This window comes from Bacteroidota bacterium (genome assembly GCA_016195025.1).
Lineage (GTDB): Bacteria > Bacteroidota > Bacteroidia > Palsa-948 > Palsa-948 > Palsa-948.
Genome location: JACQAL010000019.1, coordinates 17,332 through 38,664, shown reverse-complemented (window position 1 = coordinate 38,664; position 21,333 = coordinate 17,332). Strand labels below are relative to the sequence as shown.

General features: G+C 37.7%; 20 protein-coding genes and 1 pseudogene. 4 read left to right on the top strand and 17 right to left on the bottom strand.

Going from position 1 to position 21,333, the window contains the following annotated elements; all coding sequences use genetic code 11:
• Position 1: 1 nt before the first annotated feature.
• The 5 genes from HY063_04325 to HY063_04305 form a co-directional block, all read right to left on the bottom strand.
• Positions 2 to 2,587: an AsmA family protein gene (locus tag HY063_04325; protein ID MBI3500998.1), complete on the bottom strand. Its 2,586-nt coding sequence runs from the start codon at positions 2,585 to 2,587 to the stop codon at positions 2 to 4.
• Positions 2,588 to 2,664: 77 nt separating this feature from the next.
• Positions 2,665 to 3,711, bottom strand: coding sequence for an RNA-binding S4 domain-containing protein (locus HY063_04320; GenBank protein MBI3500997.1), 1,047 nt, complete (start codon positions 3,709 to 3,711; stop codon positions 2,665 to 2,667).
• 102 nt (positions 3,712 to 3,813) lie between these two features.
• Positions 3,814 to 4,188 (bottom strand): DUF1987 domain-containing protein, encoded by a 375-nt coding sequence (locus tag HY063_04315; protein ID MBI3500996.1) that lies wholly within the window; start codon positions 4,186 to 4,188, stop codon positions 3,814 to 3,816.
• 34 nt (positions 4,189 to 4,222) lie between these two features.
• The gene (locus HY063_04310; GenBank protein MBI3500995.1) at positions 4,223 to 4,867 is read right to left on the bottom strand and encodes a phosphatase PAP2 family protein; all 645 of its coding nucleotides are present in this window, start codon (positions 4,865 to 4,867) and stop codon (positions 4,223 to 4,225) included.
• Positions 4,868 to 4,887: 20 nt separating this feature from the next.
• Positions 4,888 to 5,763: a hypothetical protein gene (locus tag HY063_04305; GenBank protein ID MBI3500994.1), complete on the bottom strand. Its 876-nt coding sequence runs from the start codon at positions 5,761 to 5,763 to the stop codon at positions 4,888 to 4,890.
• Between the two features lie 302 nt (positions 5,764 to 6,065).
• On the opposite strand from HY063_04305, the gene HY063_04300 reads away from it, so the two are divergent.
• The gene (locus HY063_04300) at positions 6,066 to 6,278 is read left to right on the top strand and encodes a hypothetical protein (GenBank protein ID MBI3500993.1); all 213 of its coding nucleotides are present in this window, start codon (positions 6,066 to 6,068) and stop codon (positions 6,276 to 6,278) included.
• A gap of 81 nt (positions 6,279 to 6,359) precedes the next feature.
• Entirely contained in the window at positions 6,360 to 7,082 is a 723-nt protein-coding gene (locus HY063_04295) for a recombinase family protein (GenBank protein ID MBI3500992.1), read from the top strand.
• Positions 7,083 to 7,219: 137 nt separating this feature from the next.
• On the opposite strand, the gene HY063_04290 is transcribed toward HY063_04295, so the two are convergent.
• Positions 7,220 to 7,630, bottom strand: a complete 411-nt coding sequence (locus HY063_04290) for a hypothetical protein (protein MBI3500991.1) — start codon at positions 7,628 to 7,630, stop codon at positions 7,220 to 7,222.
• 362 nt (positions 7,631 to 7,992) lie between these two features.
• On the opposite strand from HY063_04290, the gene HY063_04285 reads away from it, so the two are divergent.
• Both HY063_04285 and HY063_04280 read left to right on the top strand, forming a co-directional pair.
• A complete protein-coding gene (locus tag HY063_04285; GenBank protein MBI3500990.1) occupies positions 7,993 to 9,261 on the top strand; it encodes a hypothetical protein in 1,269 nt (422 codons plus the stop codon).
• A 706-nt stretch (positions 9,262 to 9,967) separates the two neighbouring features.
• A complete protein-coding gene (locus HY063_04280) occupies positions 9,968 to 12,223 on the top strand; it encodes a hypothetical protein (protein ID MBI3500989.1) in 2,256 nt (751 codons plus the stop codon).
• 740 nt (positions 12,224 to 12,963) lie between these two features.
• Here HY063_04280 and HY063_04275 read toward each other — a convergent pair.
• The 11 genes and pseudogenes from HY063_04275 to HY063_04225 form a co-directional block, all read right to left on the bottom strand.
• Positions 12,964 to 13,143 (bottom strand): hypothetical protein, encoded by a 180-nt coding sequence (locus HY063_04275; GenBank protein MBI3500988.1) that lies wholly within the window; start codon positions 13,141 to 13,143, stop codon positions 12,964 to 12,966.
• Between the two features lie 2 nt (positions 13,144 to 13,145).
• Positions 13,146 to 13,388, bottom strand: a complete 243-nt coding sequence (locus HY063_04270) for a hypothetical protein (GenBank protein MBI3500987.1) — start codon at positions 13,386 to 13,388, stop codon at positions 13,146 to 13,148.
• A gap of 12 nt (positions 13,389 to 13,400) precedes the next feature.
• Positions 13,401 to 14,102, bottom strand: coding sequence for a PD-(D/E)XK nuclease family protein (locus tag HY063_04265; protein MBI3500986.1), 702 nt, complete (start codon positions 14,100 to 14,102; stop codon positions 13,401 to 13,403).
• A gap of 5 nt (positions 14,103 to 14,107) precedes the next feature.
• On the bottom strand, positions 14,108 to 14,446 hold the full coding sequence (locus HY063_04260) for a hypothetical protein (GenBank protein MBI3500985.1): 339 nt from the start codon (positions 14,444 to 14,446) through the stop codon (positions 14,108 to 14,110).
• Positions 14,447 to 14,450: 4 nt separating this feature from the next.
• Complete coding sequence (locus HY063_04255; protein ID MBI3500984.1) at positions 14,451 to 14,774, bottom strand: hypothetical protein; 324 nt, start codon at positions 14,772 to 14,774, stop codon at positions 14,451 to 14,453.
• A gap of 204 nt (positions 14,775 to 14,978) precedes the next feature.
• Complete coding sequence (locus HY063_04250; GenBank protein MBI3500983.1) at positions 14,979 to 15,563, bottom strand: hypothetical protein; 585 nt, start codon at positions 15,561 to 15,563, stop codon at positions 14,979 to 14,981.
• Positions 15,560 to 15,964, bottom strand: coding sequence for a hypothetical protein (locus tag HY063_04245; protein ID MBI3500982.1), 405 nt, complete (start codon positions 15,962 to 15,964; stop codon positions 15,560 to 15,562). The genes HY063_04250 and HY063_04245 overlap by 4 nt, the downstream gene beginning before the upstream one ends.
• On the bottom strand, positions 15,961 to 16,377 hold the full coding sequence (locus HY063_04240) for a hypothetical protein (GenBank protein ID MBI3500981.1): 417 nt from the start codon (positions 16,375 to 16,377) through the stop codon (positions 15,961 to 15,963). Before HY063_04240 ends, HY063_04245 begins: the two co-directional genes overlap by 4 nt.
• A 279-nt stretch (positions 16,378 to 16,656) precedes the next feature.
• The gene (locus tag HY063_04235) at positions 16,657 to 17,919 is read right to left on the bottom strand and encodes a DUF2130 domain-containing protein (protein MBI3500980.1); all 1,263 of its coding nucleotides are present in this window, start codon (positions 17,917 to 17,919) and stop codon (positions 16,657 to 16,659) included.
• A gap of 87 nt (positions 17,920 to 18,006) precedes the next feature.
• A pseudogene (locus HY063_04230) lies at positions 18,007 to 20,256 on the bottom strand (type I restriction enzyme HsdR N-terminal domain-containing protein).
• Between the two features lie 348 nt (positions 20,257 to 20,604).
• Positions 20,605 to 21,081, bottom strand: a complete 477-nt coding sequence (locus HY063_04225) for a hypothetical protein (GenBank protein MBI3500979.1) — start codon at positions 21,079 to 21,081, stop codon at positions 20,605 to 20,607.
• Positions 21,082 to 21,333 lie beyond the last annotated feature (252 nt).

The following is a 21,333-nucleotide window of genomic DNA, read 5'->3' as shown; positions in this document are numbered from 1 at the left end:
CTCAAAAATCCTCATCCTCATTTTTCTTTTCTTTCTTTTTTTCTTCTTCATCCCATTTAATAATAAACTTGCCGTCATCTTTAGGTTTATCTTTTTTCAGCGTGCTGTCTTTTTTAAACCATCCGAATTCTTCGTGCAAAATCTGGCGCAGTGTATGTTTTTCTTCCGCCATGTTTTCTTTCAGGTTTTGTTTCGCTCCCTGCTTGTCGTAGTTGAATTTCGGCTCGTCCACCGTGCCGGTCATTGAAATAAACAAACTGGTTCGCCCGCTCTTGTCGTCTTCCACCACGCCAAACTCATCGTTTTCTTTTTTTGCCTTGCGCGCTTTGCTGAACAGCACATCGCTCATCAGCACTTTGAAATGATAGTCAATGGCGTTGTCAAACCCGTGCGTTCCGCTGAGCGTAACATTCAGCGCGCTTGATTGAATATCCATTTTCGGAATGAAAACCTTTTTGTCTTTCACTTCAATTTGATTTTCGAGCGTGGAAAACTTTATGTCCTCTAATTCCGCAACTGAAATATATTTTGAAAGCGCCCGGATGGGTTCAAACTTTATGAGTTCGCCTTTTTCAATGAGCAGGTTGCTGTGCACGTAAATGCGGTTGAGGTCGGCAGTTAAATCGGATTTCCACACGCTGGCAAACTGCACATCGGCAGTTCCGGTTCCGCGCAAATGATTGTATGAAATAGTTTTTTGCCCGAAGTCCCCGCACTCTTCAAACAGTTTGGAGATGTTTAGTTTTTTCAGGTTGGCATTGCAGGTAATCAATAAATTGCTGTCAATGGAATTATCAATCATTCCGCTGCCTGAAACAGTTCCTTCCATAGTGGAAAATGAAATAGGGTCGCCAATCAGTTTCTGCCCGCGCAGTTGAAAACTTCCGCGAAGATTATCTGCCGCAAATTTCCGGAACGATAAATGCCCGATGCGTGTGCTGAGAGAAAAATTAAGTTGCGGAGAGAAATGAATGCGGTATACGGTATCTTTCTTCGTGGAAACTTTTTGGTTGATTAAAAATTCATCGAGGTCTAAATTCTCCGATTGAAAAGTTGCTTCCACATTTATTCCCGCATCATCGGTAAAAGCAAAAGCGAGCACATCTTCGAGGTTTCCTTTCAGGGAAAAATCGCTTTTGGAAGTTTTTCCGCTGAATGAATTCACGGCAATGCTGTTGTTGTTAAGCGCGAAAGAGCCGTTAATGCTGTCGAACGCAAGCGAAGAATTTTTTAGTTGAATGCCTGCGTTTTCCAGTTGCATTTCACCCGTAAGATTCATGTTGTCGAAATCAGATTTTTTATACTTGCGCGAAGCATTCAACTGCCCTTTGTAATCCAGATTCACTTTCATGTTTCCGTAAAAAGTTTCAACCGGATAATTCCAGAGCGTATCCATCTTCAGAAACTTTCGCAATTCCTCCATAGAGAAAGCGCCATTTAATTTTGCGCTCACAAAAGGAGAAGAAAAATTATCCATCCTGAAATTTCCTTCAATGTTTCCGTTTGCCAGTACGGCAGAGAAAGTTTTCAGTTCAAGAAAATCTTTTGCCGGAGAATAAAAATAATTTCCCGAAAGTGTTACATTCTTCAGCATCACATTTGAACTCAACTGCGTGATTTCTCCTTTTGAAATTCCGAACGCAGCCCTCACTTCAGGAGCATCAACAGCGCCCGTCACGCTTGCGGTGCAGAAAAAATCTCCATCGCTGTCATACTCCTTCATGCGCTCGTTAAATTTTTCCGGCAGAAGCGAAAGAACGGATTGCACGTCCATATCTTTCGCATTCAATTTTAAATTTACATAGGGTTTCTTTTCATCGGTATAATTTCCTTCCGCTGAAAATTTTAAATCGGCAATGGTTACTGCGGCATCGCTGAAGACATAATTTTTTTTCTCATTGTCAACTTCAAGATGCATATCCATCTTCACGGGTTTTCGGCTGAGGTAATTTATGCTGTCAATGCTGAAATGCTCTGCGAGCAAATCGCCCGCAATGGCAAGCGTATATTTTTTGCTAGTGAATTCTCCGCCAATGCTTCCGCTGTGAATAGTGTACGCAATATCATCGCGGTGTTTTTGGTCGAGATAAACCAATTCAATATTCCTGAACTGAAACTTTTCAAGATTGAAAGCCGATTCGGAAGACGCAGCGGAAGTGGTGTCATTGCTTTTTTGCCAAACATCCCAGTTCTCCGTTCCGTCTTTCGCCCTGCGGAGTTTTACTTTTCCGTTTTCGGCTCTTAATTTTTTTACTACATATTTTTTTTGCAGAATATCCAGCACATTAAACTGCAGCGAAACTTCTTCCATTGAAAACAAAGTATCAACAGCTATTTTTTTTCCAACGGGGCTTTCGAGCATCCGCACATTTTTGAAATCAAGCGAAGCGTACGGAAAATTTTTGAGCAGCGAGAGATGAATGTTTTTGCTGTCAACAATCACGTGTGTTTTCAAATGCTTGTTCAACTGCTGAATCATATACTCTTTCACCTCGTTTTCATAGGCGAAAGCAATGATGAACAATGTTCCCGCAATGAGAAGAAACAAAAACAGCAGCGTGAATAGGATTCGCCTGATGATTTTCATGCGCACAAAGTTGCAAAAAAAGAATTTTGCTTTTCTTTTCAGAATGTTTATCTATCCACAACGAAGCGTTGGAAAAATTATTTGATGCGCTTCAGCATCCGCACTTCGTTCTCTGCGAGGAAGCGCCATTTGCCGCGCGAAATATTTTTTTTGGTAAGCCCCGCATAGAGAACGCGGTCAAGTTTCACCACATTATATCCGAGGTGTTCAAACATTCTGCGAACAATGCGGTTTCTGCCGGAATGAATTTCAATGCCGATATCTTTTCTTCCTTCGGTTCCCTCTACATACGCAATATCATCGGGCTTGGCAAAGCCATCTTCCAGTTCAACTCCGTTTTTCAGTTTATCCAAATCATCGGGCTTGAGCGATTTGTCGAGCACAATGTGATATACTTTCGGCACGCGGTATTTCGGATGCATTAATGTTTTTGCAAGTTCGCCATCGTTGGTAAGAAGAAGAAGCCCGGAAGTGTTTCTGTCCAGCCGCCCGACCGGATAAATTCTTTCTTCAACGCCCTGAATTAAATCGAGCACGGTGGCGCGGTTGCGCTCGTCATCGGTAGTGGTAATGTATCCTTTGGGTTTGTTAAGGAGAATGTAAACAGTTTTTTCTTTCTGCACGCGGTTATCGCCAAACTGAACTTTATCTCCGGGAGAAACTTTATAACCGAGTTGGGTAATAATTTTTCCGTTCACCTTCACTGCACCCGCTTCAATAAATTTATCGGCTTCTCTCCGTGAGCAAATGCCGGCATTGGCAAGATATTTATTCAGGCGGATTAATCCTTCAGCAGGAGGAATTATTTTGGGCGCAGATACATGATTTGTTTTTTCGCTTCGCTCAAATGCTTTTTTAAGATTTTGTTCTTTTTTTTCTACGAAACTTTTTTTCCGGTCGTATCTTTTTTCATCGCGTCTTTTTTCCCAGGGCTTTTGTTCCCTGTCAAATCGTTTTTTCTCCCAGGGCTTCTCTTCTCTTCTTTCGTGTTTATTATTTCCGACACGGTTATTGCTGCGTGAATTTCCTTTGCCCCAATCTTTTTTTTCGCCACGTTCCTTTTTATCATCGCTGTCTCTTCGCGGGCGGGAGTCGAATTTTTTCCGGTTGAATTGTTTTTTCATGATAACTTATCTCTCTGAACATTTCTCAGCCACACAATGGCTTCTTTTTCTTTTGAGAAAATACGGTTTTGAAGTTTGGATTTTATAAAATGTACTCAATTCTTAAAAGGAATTAAACTGGAAATTGAGTTTGAAAAGATTGCTGTATTCTTCTCCGGTTTCTTTCATGGCGTCATCGTCTTGTTCAAAATTCCAGTGAACGGTAACCGAACGGGTGGTTTTATGAAGCGGCTCCAGCAGTTTAAAAATTTCCATGAGGCATTTCCGCGAAGCGGAATTCATATACTCAATCTTAAAAGTGCATATGGTTTTTGACGCGGGAGTTTGAATATATTTTTCAATCCACTCATTCACGGGCTTGAAAAATAATATGCTGTTTTCAGGATACGACCTGCCGATGAAGGAAAAAGTTCCTGTTTCGGCATTCAGGCAAATTTCCAGCGTGTTGTTGGATGGTTTTAGTAAAAGCAATTCCATAGTAAATCAAAGGTAAGAAAATAAAGAGAGTTATTTATTTCAGCAGTGATTTATTGAGCCATGAAATTGTTTTTGCTTTTTCTGAAAAAAGACAGGAGTAAAATAACAGGGTAGTGATGACTCCGATTAATGAACCTGCATACACATCGTTCAGAAAATGCTGCGAAAGATATACGCGCGATAATCCGACTGTGAGCGCAATCAGGAACATGGCGAACTTCAGAATTTTATTTTCGAAAATAAGCGCCAGGCAGAAAAAAGTGGTGAAGGCGGCAGTGGTATGCCCGCTCGGAAAACTATTGTAGAGATAATTTTCATAGCCGGCAACCAAATTCAGTTGATGAATTCCTTCGAAAAATTTCGTAGGACGGTCAACATCCGAAAATAAAGTGTGCTTGAGCAGTTGAGTGATGAGCGCTGAAAAAATATTGCTCAATCCAACCAGCAGAGCAAAACGATAGTTGAAAAAACATAAAACGAAAACAATTACAATCACCGCAAAAAAATCTCCGAGCCAGGTTGCATAGCAAAACAGCGTGTCGCAAATTTCATATCTGTATTGGTTCAGGATGAGGTGTGCCTCGCCTTTTGAATGCAGGGAAAGAAAAATTCCCGCGATGAGAAGAAATAAAAAGTAAGGGAAAAAAAATGCAAGATTATCCCTGAACAATTTTTTCATAGAATAAATAAAGATAGAAATTAAATTTTGGAACCAATTACTTTCATCAGGCGCTGAACCTGTCCTTGCCAGAGCACTTCAAGCGAATTTGTTTCTTCGGGAGATTCGGCAAAATCGGTGATGAGCAAAGAAAGTTCATCGGTGAGTTCATTTTTTTCAATGCGCAATTCAAAGTAGGAATTTGCCGGACGGTCCATCCATTGAAAACGGATGGATTTATTTTCTTGTGCCGACAATACTTTTGCTTTTTGCTCTGCGCCTTCCCATAAAAATGAATATACGCTTCCGCTGATGTTCACATTATCGGCAAACCATTCTGATAATCCGCTGGGCGCTGTGAGGAATTCAAAAAGCAGGGCAGGGGAAGAGTGAATGATGTATTCGAGTACCAGTTTATTTTTCGGCTCGGCAAGTTTTAACTGCTTCTCCGCAGCGGCTTTATCAATGGGGAGCGGAGGAATTTTTGCTTTTTCTTTTGCCTCGAGCGCTGCTTTTGCTCTCGCAATAACTTTCGGGCTGGGCGGCTTGGGAAGTTGTTCGGCAGTTTCTTTTGTCTTGGCAGAAACTATTTCAAGCGGAGCCACTGCCGGTTTTTCTTTTTTCTTTTCCTTTTTTGAAATCTTCTCTTTCTTAGCAGCGGCTTTTAATTTTTTCTTGCTAAGTTTTTTTTTCTTCAAAACTTTTTTTGCTTTCTTCTTTTTTGCTTTAGATGCCTTTTTCTTTGCCTGCTTTACTTTTCTTGCTTTCGAAATCTTTTTCGATTTTTTTCTTGCCGGTTTTTTCTTTTTCAGTTTTGTTTTTGAGCGGGAAGATTTTTTTGCAGCGGATTTCTTTTTTTTCGGTTTGTTCCGCTTCGCTTTTGATTTGCGCGATTTTTGTTTTTTTCTTTTTGCCATGGCGAGTGTGTAAAACTGCGGGCAATGTATAAAAAAAATCTAATCTGCAAACAGTTATATAAAATTTTTGAAAGGATAGAAGAAGTTGCGAGGGAGGGAGTTGAACCCTCGACTTCAGCAAAAAGAGTAGCGAGGGGGTTCAAAATATCTAACCAACTTATTTCCGATTTCTTAAAGGTTGCAGAATTCACGGAACGGCTGGATAGTCCTTCAATCCCCTCAAACTTTCATCACCAAACATAGGCAAAATAATACTAATGGGAGTGAATAGAACCTGTTGTAATAAATAATAAATAAATATTTTGAATATGGAAAAGAATGCAAGCGAAAAGAGAATGAACAGCGAGTGGAAGTATCAGGACAAGATGGATAAGATAACTTCCAGTCCTCTATTCAAGGGTATCCTGTTCTTCATTGTAATGCTTGTAGTGCTTTATCTGGCAGGAGTGATGATGAAGGTGATGGCGGGGACAGTCGTATCGTACAAGCAACTTAAAACATCCATTCAGCAATGAAGAATCGTTTGCAAAAGTGTCCGTGTGCGCGTAAATGTAATTTCTTAATCGTCCGTTTATGGAATTGCAAATTCAAGAAAAATGAAAAAATATATAGCGTATTATAGGGTCAGCACTCAGAAGCAAAAACATTCTGGGCTGGGACTCGATGCACAAAAATTCTCTGTGGAAACCTATGTGCAATCTGTGGATGGTGTAATCATAGAGAGTTTTACAGAAATAGAAACCGCAGCGAACAAAGACAGGATTCGCATGGATAGCCATGTAAGTATTGATACCCTGCTGAAGAAACGACCATTGCTGTTAAAAGCAATCAATACAGCAAAGAAAGAAGGCGCAATACTCGTTGTAAAAGAAGCGTCCCGTCTGTCTCGCTTTTCACTATTGATTGATTTTTTACTTAGCAGTAATGTTGAATTTGTTTCAGCGGAAAGCCCGCGTGATACACCGCTTATCATTAAACTAAAAACAAGTTTGAATGAAGAAGAAATCTTACGGATTTCAGAGCGAACCCGCAGCGCATTAAAAGCATTAAAGGAGCGAGGCAAAAAACTCGGAACACCAGAAAATCTTACCGATGAAGCGAGGGAGAAGGGAACAAAGGTCATTATCCGATTGGCAAAAGAGAATCCGAATAACAAGCGGGCAATCGGATATGTTTATGCGTTGCGGAAAGAACGAAAGATGACCTACCAAAAAATTGCCGACCGTCTCAACCGCGAAGGATTCAGAACTTCCAGAGGAAAAAGTTTTTACCCTAAGGCAGTTCAGATACTTTATTGGAGAAAGGAACGGGCGGCTTAGGTCATAGTACCGCTTTATGACTTACGGGCAGTAGTTTTTCTGCCGATTTTATACATTAAGAAAAAAAACGATGACCTGCCATAACTCATCGGAAAAAAAGGGGAAAGAAAAAATAATATTAAATTTTTCAAAAAAAATTATACTGATAACGGAGCAGAAGAATTTGAATTTGTAGGTGAAGAAGAAATTTTTTTAATAGAGTGTAGCACTTCATTTGCTCCTGCCTCGTCAGAAACATTGAAGATGTATGCAATTTGATTTGTGCGCCTCAAAAGATTTTTCAGCATAAGAATCTTAATTCGCTTCACATTGTCGTTCCTATTGCTTACAAACACATAATAAAGCCGTCCTGCCATGTCTTTGAACATAAACTGTATCTTCAGTTTTAAGGCAGAGCAGTCCTCATTCAGATAATTAAATTTTGGAATCAGTTCTGCATTCTGGTTCTGGCGGAATGCTATTCCTTCCCGTCTTAGTAATGAATGGAAAAGCCCTTCGAGTTTGGTACTAAAAAGGTTGCCGTTTATGCTGACTTTTTTCTGCCTCATCAGACGCTAAGATAAAATAAAATTATGGAAATAATATTATTTCTATGGACTAAGTTCTGAACAAAAAATATTATTTAGAAAAGAGTTATGGCAAGAAAAAGGGAGAAATAATATTTAATCTGGTCTTTGGGGGTGATTCACAGGAGATATTTAATATTATTTATCCCAGTTTTTCTTTTTTTAATAGATGTCGGTCTCATATAGCGAAGTCCCAAAATCTCTACACTAACTAATCTGCTTCTCGCTTCTTTTATTTTTTAATCAAGATAAAAGTAGATTGGTAGGATTCTTATTACTTTTGAGTAGAACATCGGATAACACATTTTCACACCAAAATTTAACATTCTGGACATAAAGTTAAAATGGAAAACATAGACATCATAATTACTGATGAAGACCGCGTGCAATATTCCGAAGATACAAACGGTAAAGAACTTATTCTGGCTATTAAACAACAAGAAAAATTTTTGGTGATACGCAAGCCGATTGACCTGCCCCGCCTCCCGACTATAAGCGACATAAAAATTGAAGGAGGACTTACAAAGGAAGACGAAGAAATAATTTCAAACCTTTCGGAACGGTATATCTCTGCAAACAAAGCAAAAATAAATTTTGAAAACATAACGCAGCAAGAACTTCGGGAACTTCAAAAATATTCCGATGTCGCGCAGAAAATGACAAGAGATGAGATTTGGAAAATAATAAAGCCGTATTTCTCCCTTGTGTTTAGAGTCCCGCTGTTTAACAAATTTCCTAAGATGAAAGAAATTGAAAAGAGGATGCAGAACGCTGAAGTCAAGGGAGAAAATTATGCGCCCACAATGGAGTGGCTCAGTTATATATGTCAGCAGATACTTTTTGCAAAAAAAGACCTGTTCAGGTTCAACATTGATTTCAGGGCGAGGATGTTCGACTACAAGGACAACCCGATAGATTTTTTGCTGATGCTACTAAAGGTGCAAAAAGAAATGTACCCGAAAAGAAAGGGTAGATTGACCGACACCTTTTCCCAGAAATTTTATTCGCTTATTCAGAGCCATACGGAACTGATGGTCAAACTCAAAATGGAAAACCGCAGAATAGAAGAATTCTTCGGCTCTAAATCTTCCAAGATAAAAGACGATTTGAGGATACTGAAAAGCATTTCGTATCGGTTCATTTGTGGCGGGAAACCACTAAGCGTAAAACAGCAGATGCTCCTGATACGGATAATTGACGAGTACGCGAAATCGCTCGAAATGATTTTTGCCGTGAATCCAGATGAAAAAAAGTTTTTTGAAAAAGAGTTGGTGCGCCCAGAAAAAAATGTTGAACTGGCTATGCTGGAAGTTTACCACACCTTTGACGACTCCCCGCTGACGACAAAAAATTACTTAATGCAATCCATGAGTTATGTCAATGTTACTGCCTGCGAAATTATCAACTCAATATATTTTAATTTTGAGTCAGAAAGAACACTAAAGCCCATACATAAAAACGGCATTTCATTATCGAACCTTGAACGGTATCTCACCCAATACTTTTCGTTTGAAAAATCCGACAGACCTATCATACGGCAAAAAACACTCAAGCGATTAGACAGGCATAAAAATATAGTAGGCAGTTTCTTTGATATAATCGAAAAATATTAAGCAGATGAAAACAACAACGGCATTGCAGGCATCGGTAAAGCAGGAATTTTTTGATTACCTGTCTTCTGGGGTTGAAGAAGCCGTTAAACTCAACAGGGAGAACCTTGAAAAGCAACTTGAAGAAGAAATAAATATTGAAAAAGCAAAAGTGATTATCGGGAAGCATACAAATTCAGACCTGCCTGTTTCCCCTGAATTCTTTTTTGCATTCAGTTTGATTGACGAAATACCGCCAAATGCGGATTTCAGGTTCGTTCCAGAATTTGAACTGGATGGAATTTTAATCAGGACATCTAATCGGAGTAACAATGCAATAGGAGTAAAAAAAATAGCATATCGTGAGAAGATAGCCGATTTGCTGCAACAGCAATTATATCCAGACATCAAATTAGAGAGTGAAAAGTCATCCATCTACGCCAAAAGGATTGTAAATAATATAAAACAATTTGAAGAAGATTTCCAGAAAGAAATACACTCCTTTCATTATTCTTTTTACAAACGAATAAAACATTTCATCTGCCAGAAGCCCCCGCTGATTTTAGACGATGCAGTCGCCTGCTTCTGCAACAGCGAGAAAAAATATCATCATCGGATTTTCAACTTCAGAACATACGAAGTTCAGTCGGAATTTTGCAAAGAATTTGTCAGGCATTGGGAAGAAAAAAAATGCAACGAAAAGGATGAAAATGAGGAGGTATTAACCATTGTGCTGAATAAAATTTTCCCAAAACTTTCGGAAGAACAAGTCAAAGAAATAATTGCGATAGCATTGATAGAAGAAAAGGGAATTGAGTATGACAGCATCCGAAAAATTATTCCGCATGAAATACCTGAGGAGATTTGCGAGTTCCTGACACGATGCGAAATACAAAGCAAATATGAACTTGAGGAACTTAGAAAATTTCAGGAAGAAAAGGCGGAAAAAAGTGCTATCAGGAAAGCGGTCAGAAAAACCAGACAAACATTTACGCGACAGTTAAAAGGAGTAATCTCCCTTGAAAAAATTGTGGATGCAATTTGGGAAATACTGAAAGATGGGAAAGAAATCAACGGTGATACTATCCGAAATTATTCCAATATCCAATCACAGGAGATTTGCGATTTTCTGGAACGCGAATTCAAACTTAGGAATATAAAAGTAGAAGCAGAAGTAAACATCGCGGTGAAAAAAAGAGGTCTCTTGAATATCAATAAAATTCATGATGAATTGGAAATACAGAAATCTTTTATCATTAAAGGTGTAGAAACACATAATTTTTTCAATTTGGTATTGCTCATAAATAGAATCAGAAAAAATCTGATTTTCAAAAATATCACATCATTCCTATACAGCGAATGCCTTAGCATTTTAGATTTGGAAAAATTCAAGACGCAAAACATAGAACAGCCGCGATTAGCCAACATCCTCCCTTCTTATGTGAAATTCCTGAAAGAAAGCCAATACTGGCATATCATTGAAAGGGATTTCGATGAAAAATTATTTTACCAGCAATTATCTGACAGGTGGCTTAAATCTCTTTATCCCCATATTAAAAGAATTACAGGAAGTCGCAAAGAAGAAAAAAAGAAAAATAAGATTGCCGAAATTAAATACTTCCTTGAGCAGTATAACCCGAAGTTTTATCCCAGTAAAATGACGACTGTTTACATAGAGGGCAAACAAAAGAAAATCATCAGGCACATCATCGTAAAATTAAATTCGGATAATGTTACCGTTGTTCCAGTCGGCTATGAGGACTTGATAAAAGTCAAAAAAGGGAAAAAGTTTTTTACTATGGAATATTTTCCTGAAGAGAAAAAATATGAAATCAGTTATGAAGAACTCGATGTAACAAAATTAGATTTGATTTTATCCCGCCTCAAAGAATTGAATAAAGAAGTAGATGAAGAAGCAAAAGCGTTTGATAAGTATTCTGAAGAATGGAAAGATTTATTGAGAACTAACAAGGAGTTATGTGAATTTTGCGAAAGACAGGATATATTGACATCGGAAAACAGCCACGCTTTGTGTGAGGTAATGACTGGTGGAAATTTATCAAATATCGGGAGCATAAATGTATTGAATGTTCTGTATTTTTTATTTGAGGGAGAAGTTGCTCAAGATTTTTTTAATGATGCAGATTATATTTTATTTCACCAGAATATCATTATTGTTAAAAAGCACGGAGAACTAATCGGCTTGCCTCCCACAAAAAGGTACGAGAAATTCACCTTAAAAAAACTGAATTCGGAAATAAAACTGGTGGAGGATATAGGGGGAATTCAACGGGAGAGATTCCGCGCCATCCTAAACGGAATATTTGAAAGAAAAACCAAACTGCATTTCTATAATCAAAGCGGAAATATTTTTATTGATTCTTTAAGCAGAACTACGGGCATAACTTTTGTAAATGGCAATGAGCAGTTGAGTTGGGGGACTGTCAGCGATGCAGTCAAAGAAGGGCTAACTAATTTTCTGAATGACTTCTCGTTTATCTTTCCTAAAAAAATTTCACACATATACCTGTCCATCGTCCCGCCAAAAAACCGAAAGCCGATTCCAGAAGACGAAAAAGAATTATTATTCTTTATCGAGAGTATAAGAGAAACTGAAGATATTAGTTTATCAACCGAATTTCGGTTCACGCAGGAAGATTTGATTCTTCTTGGCAGGACGGGCAGATATTCTGGAGTACTTATGTCAAGGGCGTTTGGCGTGATATTCAATAAAGAAATCCTGAACGATTGTGCTGAATTCAAAAAAGCAGTCGGACAGCAAACCATCGCTATCGCGGAAAAACATTTTGCATTAAGGGGCATATCCGTTTCGGAAACTAAATTGCTTAGAAAAATATTTATTCAAGAAGGGATTAAGTTTATACAAAGCAGGGAACAACTTGCAGAGCCGATAAGAAATTTTATGAATAAACTATTTGAGCAAAGTAAGCAAATCGGTAGTTCTAACCTAATCATACATTCTTAAGAACTGACATAAACCCCTAACCCAAATGCAATAAAGGAGGAGTTTAACTGACCAAGTCAATCAGGTTCTTTAGCGACTGACAGTCCTCACAATCTACCGTTCCTTTTGGCGGGCGTTTTAAGTCATAAATCTCACGCGCTTGTTTGAGTAGCCGTTTAACTTTGGAAACATTCACTTCAACGCGGCATGGCGAACCCATCAGTATGAATGTAGGACTTGATATTATCAATTGTAAGGTTTGTCTGAGGTTCGTAATAAACCAAGCCAAGTTTAGTAACGGGGCTAAATCCCGTCTGGTCTGCTATCCATGCGTAGCCATTAAGTTGGATTTCATAAATCGGAAACAATACATCTTGGTTAGGTGTATAGCGAGCAGTTTTGTAATCGAGGATGGAATAATTTTTTCCGTCCTTCAGTATCTCATAAGAACTGAAACGCGCATCTGTCTGGCTACTGCTGTTACGCTTTACAGGTGCAGGAAAAGAAGTAATGCGTCTTTTTCTAAAAATACTCTAAGTAAATTCCTTGCGTCCTCAATTCTTTTATCCATTCGTTGTGTTGCCGTATCAATGCCAATGTCTTTTGCAAATCGAAATCTTCTTTGATATACAGATTGGATTTCTGTGAGCAAGATTTGTTCTTTGCCGTAGTTTGTGATTGGTGTTTTGAATTCTTTTTCATATTCTAAAAAATATTTGAAGTTTTTCTGAGTTTTGCATTATTGTATTCTCCGTGATTATTCAACCACTGCACGCTTCGCAGTAACCATCGTCCTGCTCGTTGTCCTTCGCCTTCATTTGCCGCTGGAACTCCGCTTCAATCTGCTCGGCTGTCCAGTCGGGATGATTTATTTTTATGAGTGAGCGGAGGAATGCGCCTTTGTTGGAGTCGGTCTGTTGTTGTGCATTTGTGTTTTCCATATTTATTTTTTTGAAGTTTTATTTTTTGCTTGTTCCGCTCTTATTTTATCTGCGATGTCATAAACCTTTTTCATATATGGCAACCATTGAATCGTTCTTTCGCGCTGTAATTCAGATGGAGGATTCTTCTTTTCAGATTCAAATTTTGCAAGTATCAGGATTGCTCTATCAAGCAATGCTTTGAATTCCTCATCGCTCATTCTTGCTATCCTTTCATTAACATCCCTACGCTCGTATTGTCCCATATTCTAAAATTTTTAGTTTAACAATTCCAAAAGATTTTTCACCGACTCACAATTTTCACAATCGGATTTTCCTTTAGGCGGCTTTTTCAAATCCATAATTTCCCGCGATTGTTTCAACAGCCGTTTGACTTTGGACACATTCAAATCAACGGCTCTGTAATTTGCATCAAAGGGCATAGTAAATCCTGTGGGGCGAAGAAAATCTTGGATGCTATCCAGCGTTAAATTTGTCTGCGGTTCATAATATACCAGTCCCAGTTTGGTAACAGGACTGAATCCTGTTTGGTCTGCAATCCAAGCGTAGCCATTTAACTGAATTTCGTACATCGGAAACAGTTCATCCTGATGCTCGGTGAAGCGGGCGGTCTTGTAGTCAAGGATAGTATAATTCTTTCCATCCTTTAGGACTTCATCTGGAATTCCCGTGAGTTTAATATTAGTTGCATTGTCTTCGATAAAAAAATTCTTTGAAACTTCTTGCGGAACGCCTTTGATGCCGAACTTTTGAAACCACTTTGGAATATGATTGTGCTTATCGTGATGAATGTTGGTTACTTTTTTCGTGTAACTGTCAATGGAAGAAAATATTCCAGCAAAAGGTGTCGGAAACGGAAGTGAATCGGAATGCCATTCAATCCAGAAACAGCGCGGGCAGAAATCGGGCAGAGCCATTGCGCCTAAATCTTTAGCGGAAATTCGTAATTGTTCTTTCATTGGTTTTATTTTTCAGTTGGGTCATCAAATTTTTTATAGATAAAATCAAATTCTCCCTTCTTATATTTTTCCAAATACATCTCTTTCGTTTCTCCTTTCGTGCCATATCGTATCCAAAGAAATTGCGCCCTTGCTTCTTCTAAGGTAACTGGCTTTTGCTTGGCTAACTGCTCTGATTGCAATATCGCCAATTCTCTTAAAGTTATGACAGGAAGTTTCTTTCTGATTCTTTCAATTTCTTCATCGAACATTTTTTCCAATCCTAATTCGACTGCCTTTTTTCTGCCGTCAGGCAATTCAAGAAAAGTGAATACAAGTTCTATTTTATTCTGATGATTATTCATTCAATCAATTTTTGTTTCTTGCTCCAGCCGAATGTTTAAGATAATTTGCCAAATAAGAACTGATATTTTTCTGTCCAACTGGATTCTGAGAATGCACTTTATATTTGGGAAGTTCCAGATTATTGTCAATGCAAAAATCCACAACCCATTTTGCGCAGTCATACCCCGTCTTTTCATCCTCTGGAATTTCATACCCTAAATCATTATCAAACGAAATGAGTAATGGAAAATAATTTCGCCCAAACATTTCTTTTATAGTCGAAACAAATTCATTGTAACTCCTAACAACAATCCATTTGTTATCTACATAAGAAGTATCATTCGTCATTGCAGATATTTCATGTAATGTTCTTCTGTCGTCTAAAAATAAATTGTAGTGCATCATGTTTTTTATTGTGTACGATTTTCTTCATCAAAATATTCCGATGTAAATATTTAAACTGGTAATTGTATCGTATATTTTAAATTCTTCGTGCGCCATTTTTGCTTTCATTTGTTGTCGAGCGATTTAATAAGTTCGTTAAATCGTTCTTCAGTTATTCTTTCGCCTTCCTTTAACGGATTTTCCGTTTTTATTTTCCCGCACCTTCACATCCTGAACAATATCCCGCGCCCCAACCTGCTTGCATAAGTGCTGAAGCATTGATAGGGCATCTTCATACGGCTTTGCTTCCTCAATGGATAATTTTCTTCCTCTGTGAATCGTGTATGATAATTCAGGGCAGCCAACCATTTCTTCCTCAAGAAACAATCTGGTAAAACCAGCATTGGCAACCAATTTTTGAATTATTATCTTCTCGGATAAACTTTTCGGTTGATGAATAAGTATTCGCATTAGTGTTTCTCCGTGACGGGAGGTAATTGCAGCAAGAAGAAAATTCTCCCATTTGCCAGCCACATCCAGCAGATTGAAAAGCGAAGTTCCTTTCTTACTTGCCATAGAAATCAAACCGAAATTTCTGTGGGCTATGATTGCCTTCTGAGCAGATTCATCTTTTATTATATCCTCCATGAAAAAAGGATATTCGTCAATAATTATTTGCTCCAAAAATTGGATGTACCATTCCTGCAAGAATGATGTTTCAAAAAATGGAATTTCAAGTTCAGAATTTTTCATAGGAATAGTGTTTTATATTTTTGGTATAGAGAACTTTTTTTATAGATTTCAAAATCTGCGAATGATTGCCCTTGCAATTTCAATGCGTTATTTGCCTGTTCCAGAAAAGTAATTGCACTCCTAAAATATTTTCCAGCAAATTGAAGCCGTCCCATAATCACAGCAAAAAATAAAATGTTCATTTCGGTAAAGTGTGCTTTTTCTGCTGCGGGCAATTCTTTTACTTTTTCTAACGCCTTCAGATAAGGGTCGTTTTCTTCGCTCAATGGAATTCCTTTTTTTCTGCCTTCCTGTTCAAGTTTGTAAGCAAAAACTCCGCGCTCTTTAAGCCAATCAAGAAGTTCAGCATAAGAATCTCTGATTATTTTTTCATCCTCAAGTGAAATAAATTCTTCTTTCATACGAATAGAGTTTTATTATACTTCCTGAATAAAGAACAATCCTGCGCTTGCTTCCTATCATCAGGCATAAGTTTCTGCGCTTGCACCGCCTTGTCTGCTATTTCGCCCATTATGTTCCCGTCCAAATCCTCGTATGTGGCTAACCATTTGAAAGGAAACATCAGGACTGACCAGAAAATTAAATTGCAACAGTTTATTTTGGCATTCTTCGGTTCGGGCAAATCATCAATGAATAGTTCAAACTCTTTCAGGTGTTTAATTTTTTCATCTCGCGCAAAATTCTTTCCTACTGACTTCAGGAAATTATAGATGATTTGATAATTTTCTCTAACGGAATCTTCTTCTGCCTGTATTATTTTTTTAATGCGTTGTTTACGGTATTGTTCTCGCTTGTAGTAATCGTATTCGTTCATTGTGTTTATGATTTTAAGTTTTATATCCTATTTTTAGTACAATACACTCACCGTTTCTATTGGCATACCGCACTTGGGGCATTTCAAATTTCCCTTTTGATGACAAGGATTACAGATATATTTTTCAATCAGCAAATCATCATAGCAGTTGCACTGAAAAGTTGGACTAATGTTGTGATTCCCGCTGTCCAAAAACTCTTTCCCGCAGGTTAAACATTTTGTTTTGAATTTAAGGGGATTGGGATTGTTGTAATACATGAAATTATTTTTAAGATTTTTTTAATTTGCTTCCACTTGCCCTTCGCCCAACTGTGGTTGAACAGGCGTTTCCAGAATTTTAATTTCCTTGCTCAAACTATCCGTTGCTATCCTATCCACTTTGTGCCAGAAGTTGATTAAACTTTGCTTCGCCTGCAAAATGTCCGCATCTCTTTCAGCAAATTTTTTTAACGCATCTACTCTTTCTTTTTGGAGGGCTGCATCCATTTTTTTGAAGGCATCCAGCACGCCAGTAATATGATTCTTAAATTCTGGACTATGCAAATAGGCATACAGCATTTCTGCTTTCGTTCCCTTGTCGGTTTGAGAAGTAATAGCAGCGTATTGCTTGATAAGTCCATCTCTTAACAGCGTAGTTAGAATTTTTACATCGGAGAATGTACAAACCCAAACACCTTCCCTGAAATGCGTTTCCTGATTATCTGGCGGCATCGCATGAGAAACAATAACGCATATATCCGCTTTTGCTCGTCTCCCATCATCTTTCAGTTTGGAAACCCAATCTGCACCCCACTTCTTTTGGGTTTCCTTTCTCTCGTATAAAATTAGTCCGCTCGGTTGCCCGATGTTGCTGCGGACATACTGCATTACATCCGCTCCATTCACTCCTGACGGCACATCTCCGATTTCATCAATAGGAAAAGTTACTTTGAGAAAATCCCGCAACTCTATTTCTTTGATTTCGCCCGTCTGTTTGTTTGAACTCTCCACTAATTTTCTTTTGGCTTCTTCAAGTTTGCTATTCAAATCCTCTATGAGTTTTTGGCGTTTCTGGAGTTCGGTTTTATTTTTTTCCCCTTCATCGTTTTGAATCTTTTCCTTTTCCTTCGCCAGAAGTTGATTGAACTTTTCTTCCTGCTCGGCAGTTATCTGGTCTTTGAGTTCTTGCTTTTCTCTTTCGGTGCGAGCGAGGTCGGCTTTTAATTTTCCTAACTGTTTTACTTGTTCAGATTTTTCATCCAATTCTTTTTTCATTGCTTCCATCTCATCCATTTTGTCGTCATTCACTTTTTTGCGAATGGATTCCTCCAATTTCTTCTTCTCTGCTTTAAGTTTGGAATCCACTTCCTGTTCGACTACTTCATCCTGTTTTTTCCTATCCTCCTTAAGTTGTTTTTCTTTTTCCGAAAGTTCTTGCTCTTTCTTGGCGAACTTTTTTTCGTTCTCTTTTTTTGCCTGCTCGGAGAGTTGATGATAAAGCACTGCGTTTACATCAATCTCTGCCCCGCACTCAGGGCATTTGATGGAATTTTCTTTTGCCATTGGACATTGATATTTATTTATGAATTATTATTTTTCAATTTGAAATTCTTTCCAGTATTCTTTCAACTGATGGTCACTCAATTCGCGCTACTCAAATAATTTTCCCTGCCCACCCTTTTTTAATTTCCATCTATCCTCACCGATATGTTCACCAATATCTTTTAGAACTTTCTCAATGGATTGTTTGGGTGGAGTCACACCATTTTTTAATAGCGGTAAAATGTTAAATTCAATCTCATCAAAAGTTGGATTCCTTCCTTCCCTTTCCATTCTTCTCATAAAACTTATCAGATAATAACGGATGCGTAGCGCGGTATCAACATGCGTTTTGAATTTGCTGTCTTTTTTGATAGTGAAAAGTTTTGTTTGTTCGCTGTAATCAAAATGCTCCAACAGAATAGGAGTTAAATCGGAATACTCTTTTTTTAACAGGTGGAGGAATCCTAATTCCATTCCTTTAATAATAAGTTCATCATTTATTTGTTCGAGTGATGCGCCTTCATTCTTCGCTATAATTCCTTCAATGGTTTGTAAAACTATGTCGGCAATTTTCATTCCTAAATGCGCTTTCATTACCGCTCTTGGATTTTTTACTTTTTGAAAATTGATAATTAGTTGTCAAGATAAAACAGTAAAAGGATTTTGTCTTTTCTTAAAACTTGATTGCCCGTTTTTTTGGGGAACTGCCCCCTTATACTCGAATCCGCAATCTTCGGCTGTCTCTATAATCAAATGCCAGAATTCTGGGTCTTTATGTGCAAATACAAAACTCATCCATCGGTCGTATTTTAACACGCGATACATTTCCTTAATGCTTTCTGAAATTAACTTGTTGTAATCTTTTTTTGTTTTATTATGCTCTCCTCCTTCAATGGCTTCTTGCATATAATCTTGTTCTGTTACTTTAAGGTCAAGCCAAGTATTCCATATTATTGATAAATCTAAATAGGGAATTTTCTTTCCGTATGGCGGGTCTGTATAAATGTAATCCACACTTTCTTTCTGAAGCCATTTCAGATTTGTTGCTGTTCCCTTTTTTATTGTAAGATTTTTAAATGTCTGATTGTTTATTTTAGAAGACATTTCTTTTTTCCCTTCTAAAATTCTTTTGAATTTACCTTCAAAAGTTTTTAATGTATCTCTGTCTGCTGGTCGTGGTGCAATTCTATATCGGTAATAGTATCCAAAATGATTTCCTCCTCCTTTTGGTGTTTCGTGAAATGTTTTATTAATAATGCTTATTGTATTATAAAAAGCAAGCAACAAAGACATTTCTATATTCCCATTTTTTTCTTTATGTATTAAATATTTTAATAATGCGAGTTGAGCAAGTTGTTTATCGGTGAATAAATCTTCTATTGTTTCTACATCAGAACCTTTTGGTAATTTGAATCCTTTAGGAGAAAAATATTTTTTCAATGCTTTTTTAATTTCTTCTTTCGTTATAGGTTCTTCTTTTTCATAATCTTTTTTAATTCTATTGAATGCGTCAATAAATTCGTTTTGATTGACAGGAGAAGCAAGAGATGTAACTATAAATTCTGATAATGGGTTCAAATCAATGTGAATTGCCTTTCTATCCAACATTAATGCTTCAATCGCAGTTACTCCGCTTCCACCAAAACAGTCAAGAACTAAATCATTTGGTTTTGAAAAGTTTTTTATATACTCATTAACAATGTCCCAAGATTGACGAGTAAAATAAGCATTACAACCAAAATGCCTTTTTGCCGCCTGTTTTCTTACTGGGATTTCTTCCAGCAAGGGTCTGGTGCTATAATCAAATCCTTCTGGCTTTGCTGTTGCGGTCGTTGTTTCATAAGTGAAAATTTTACCCGCCTGAAAACTATTGAGTGAAAGAAACATTGAAAGTTTCTCCCAGTAATGTTCTATTTCACTTAGCGAAAAATTAAGCAAAGGCAAATCATTTGCTTGCGCCTGTGTCCGATACAAGGAAAAATCTTTTCCATTGCATAGAGCGAAATATGTACTTTTTATTTCAGGGTGAGCGGCATAACTGTAAACCTGTCCTAAATTTTCGGAATCCGTAACGCTTTCTTTGGGACTTTTTGCGTCCAGCACCCATGCAAAATAGCCATCAACATTGAAGCAATAATCTGGATATTGATGAATGGGAATTTTTTTTGTACCAACCTTGAGAAAAGGATTTACTAATGTTTTGCTTCGGTTAATATTTTCTTCTTTGTATTGAAGGGCTTTTAAGAGTGGGGCAATAACGACCTCTCTAACGCTGTCTTCTTTGAACTCTGGGTGTTGGTCAAGAGAAGATAAATTTAATTTACCCCATAAATTTTTGCTTGTGATTTTTTCACTCATCGTTTTTTTGTGTTTAGTCCCGCACAAAAAAAATACAGCGCAGGACTTATGTGATTTATCTGAACTGAGGGAACTGCGAAGAACCTACCGAACAAACAAGCCACCGCCCACGCTGCGCGTGAGCGTTACACTCATTCTTGTTCGGTTGAAAAGTTTCGCAGTTTTTCAGTCCAAGAATTTGCTAACGCAAATCGTTATATGTTTAAGTTTATGTCATTAAAAAAAATATTAGATGTTGTTATACGCTGATTGAAATATTCGGATGTAAAAATTAAATTGCTGCTAACGATAGAACAAAAGTAAAAATTTTCTGCCAGATTCTTTTTCTTTATTTCTTTCGGAGGCGCATCATCTAACAAAAATGATAGATGATTTAATTCCAACCGTGATTACTTCCTTCTTAATTTTCTCAACAGACACTCCGTAAAAATTAAAAAAGTTACTATTGGGAATTTCCTTTTCAATAATATCAATTGCCCGAACCTCTCTCGGCAGCGGAGGAAAATAGAGCGTGTAGTAAATGTTTTGATTTGGCTTTGTGAAGTAATATTTCTGTGGAGCAAGCGGAATGCCTACCGCTCGCACAAGTGGCAGGCAGGTTTCAGTTCCTACAGGGCGAATAAAAGAGTCGGCTGCAATCTGCGCCCAGCCATAGCGTCCGTTGTTGTAAACAAAATCAATGCGGGTTAAGTCGTCATCCAGTTCGAGTCGCAAGATTTTATGTTTGGTTTCGGAGCAGGGCTTCACCTTTACATCGGGACTGTAAATGAATTTTTCTTTCTCTGTAATTTTTGGATTCGGGATTTCGGTAATTGTTTTTTCCATTGGAATTTATTTTTAGTTGATTTTTATTTTTCGTATGAAAGTGGGTGGAAAGACATCAGCAACAATTATTCCAAAGCGTTCCAAAACGCTGCGGTTGTTGAAAAGTTCCTATGCAAAATGCAATCCTTTGGAATTTTTTGAGAAACGAAACGAATAAAAGCGTTCAGACGAATCGGAATGCGGGTTTAGGAAAGTAGTTCAATCCGCCAGCGTTTTGCTTTTTAATCGGAGCGGGAAGCGTAATAAGAAGAA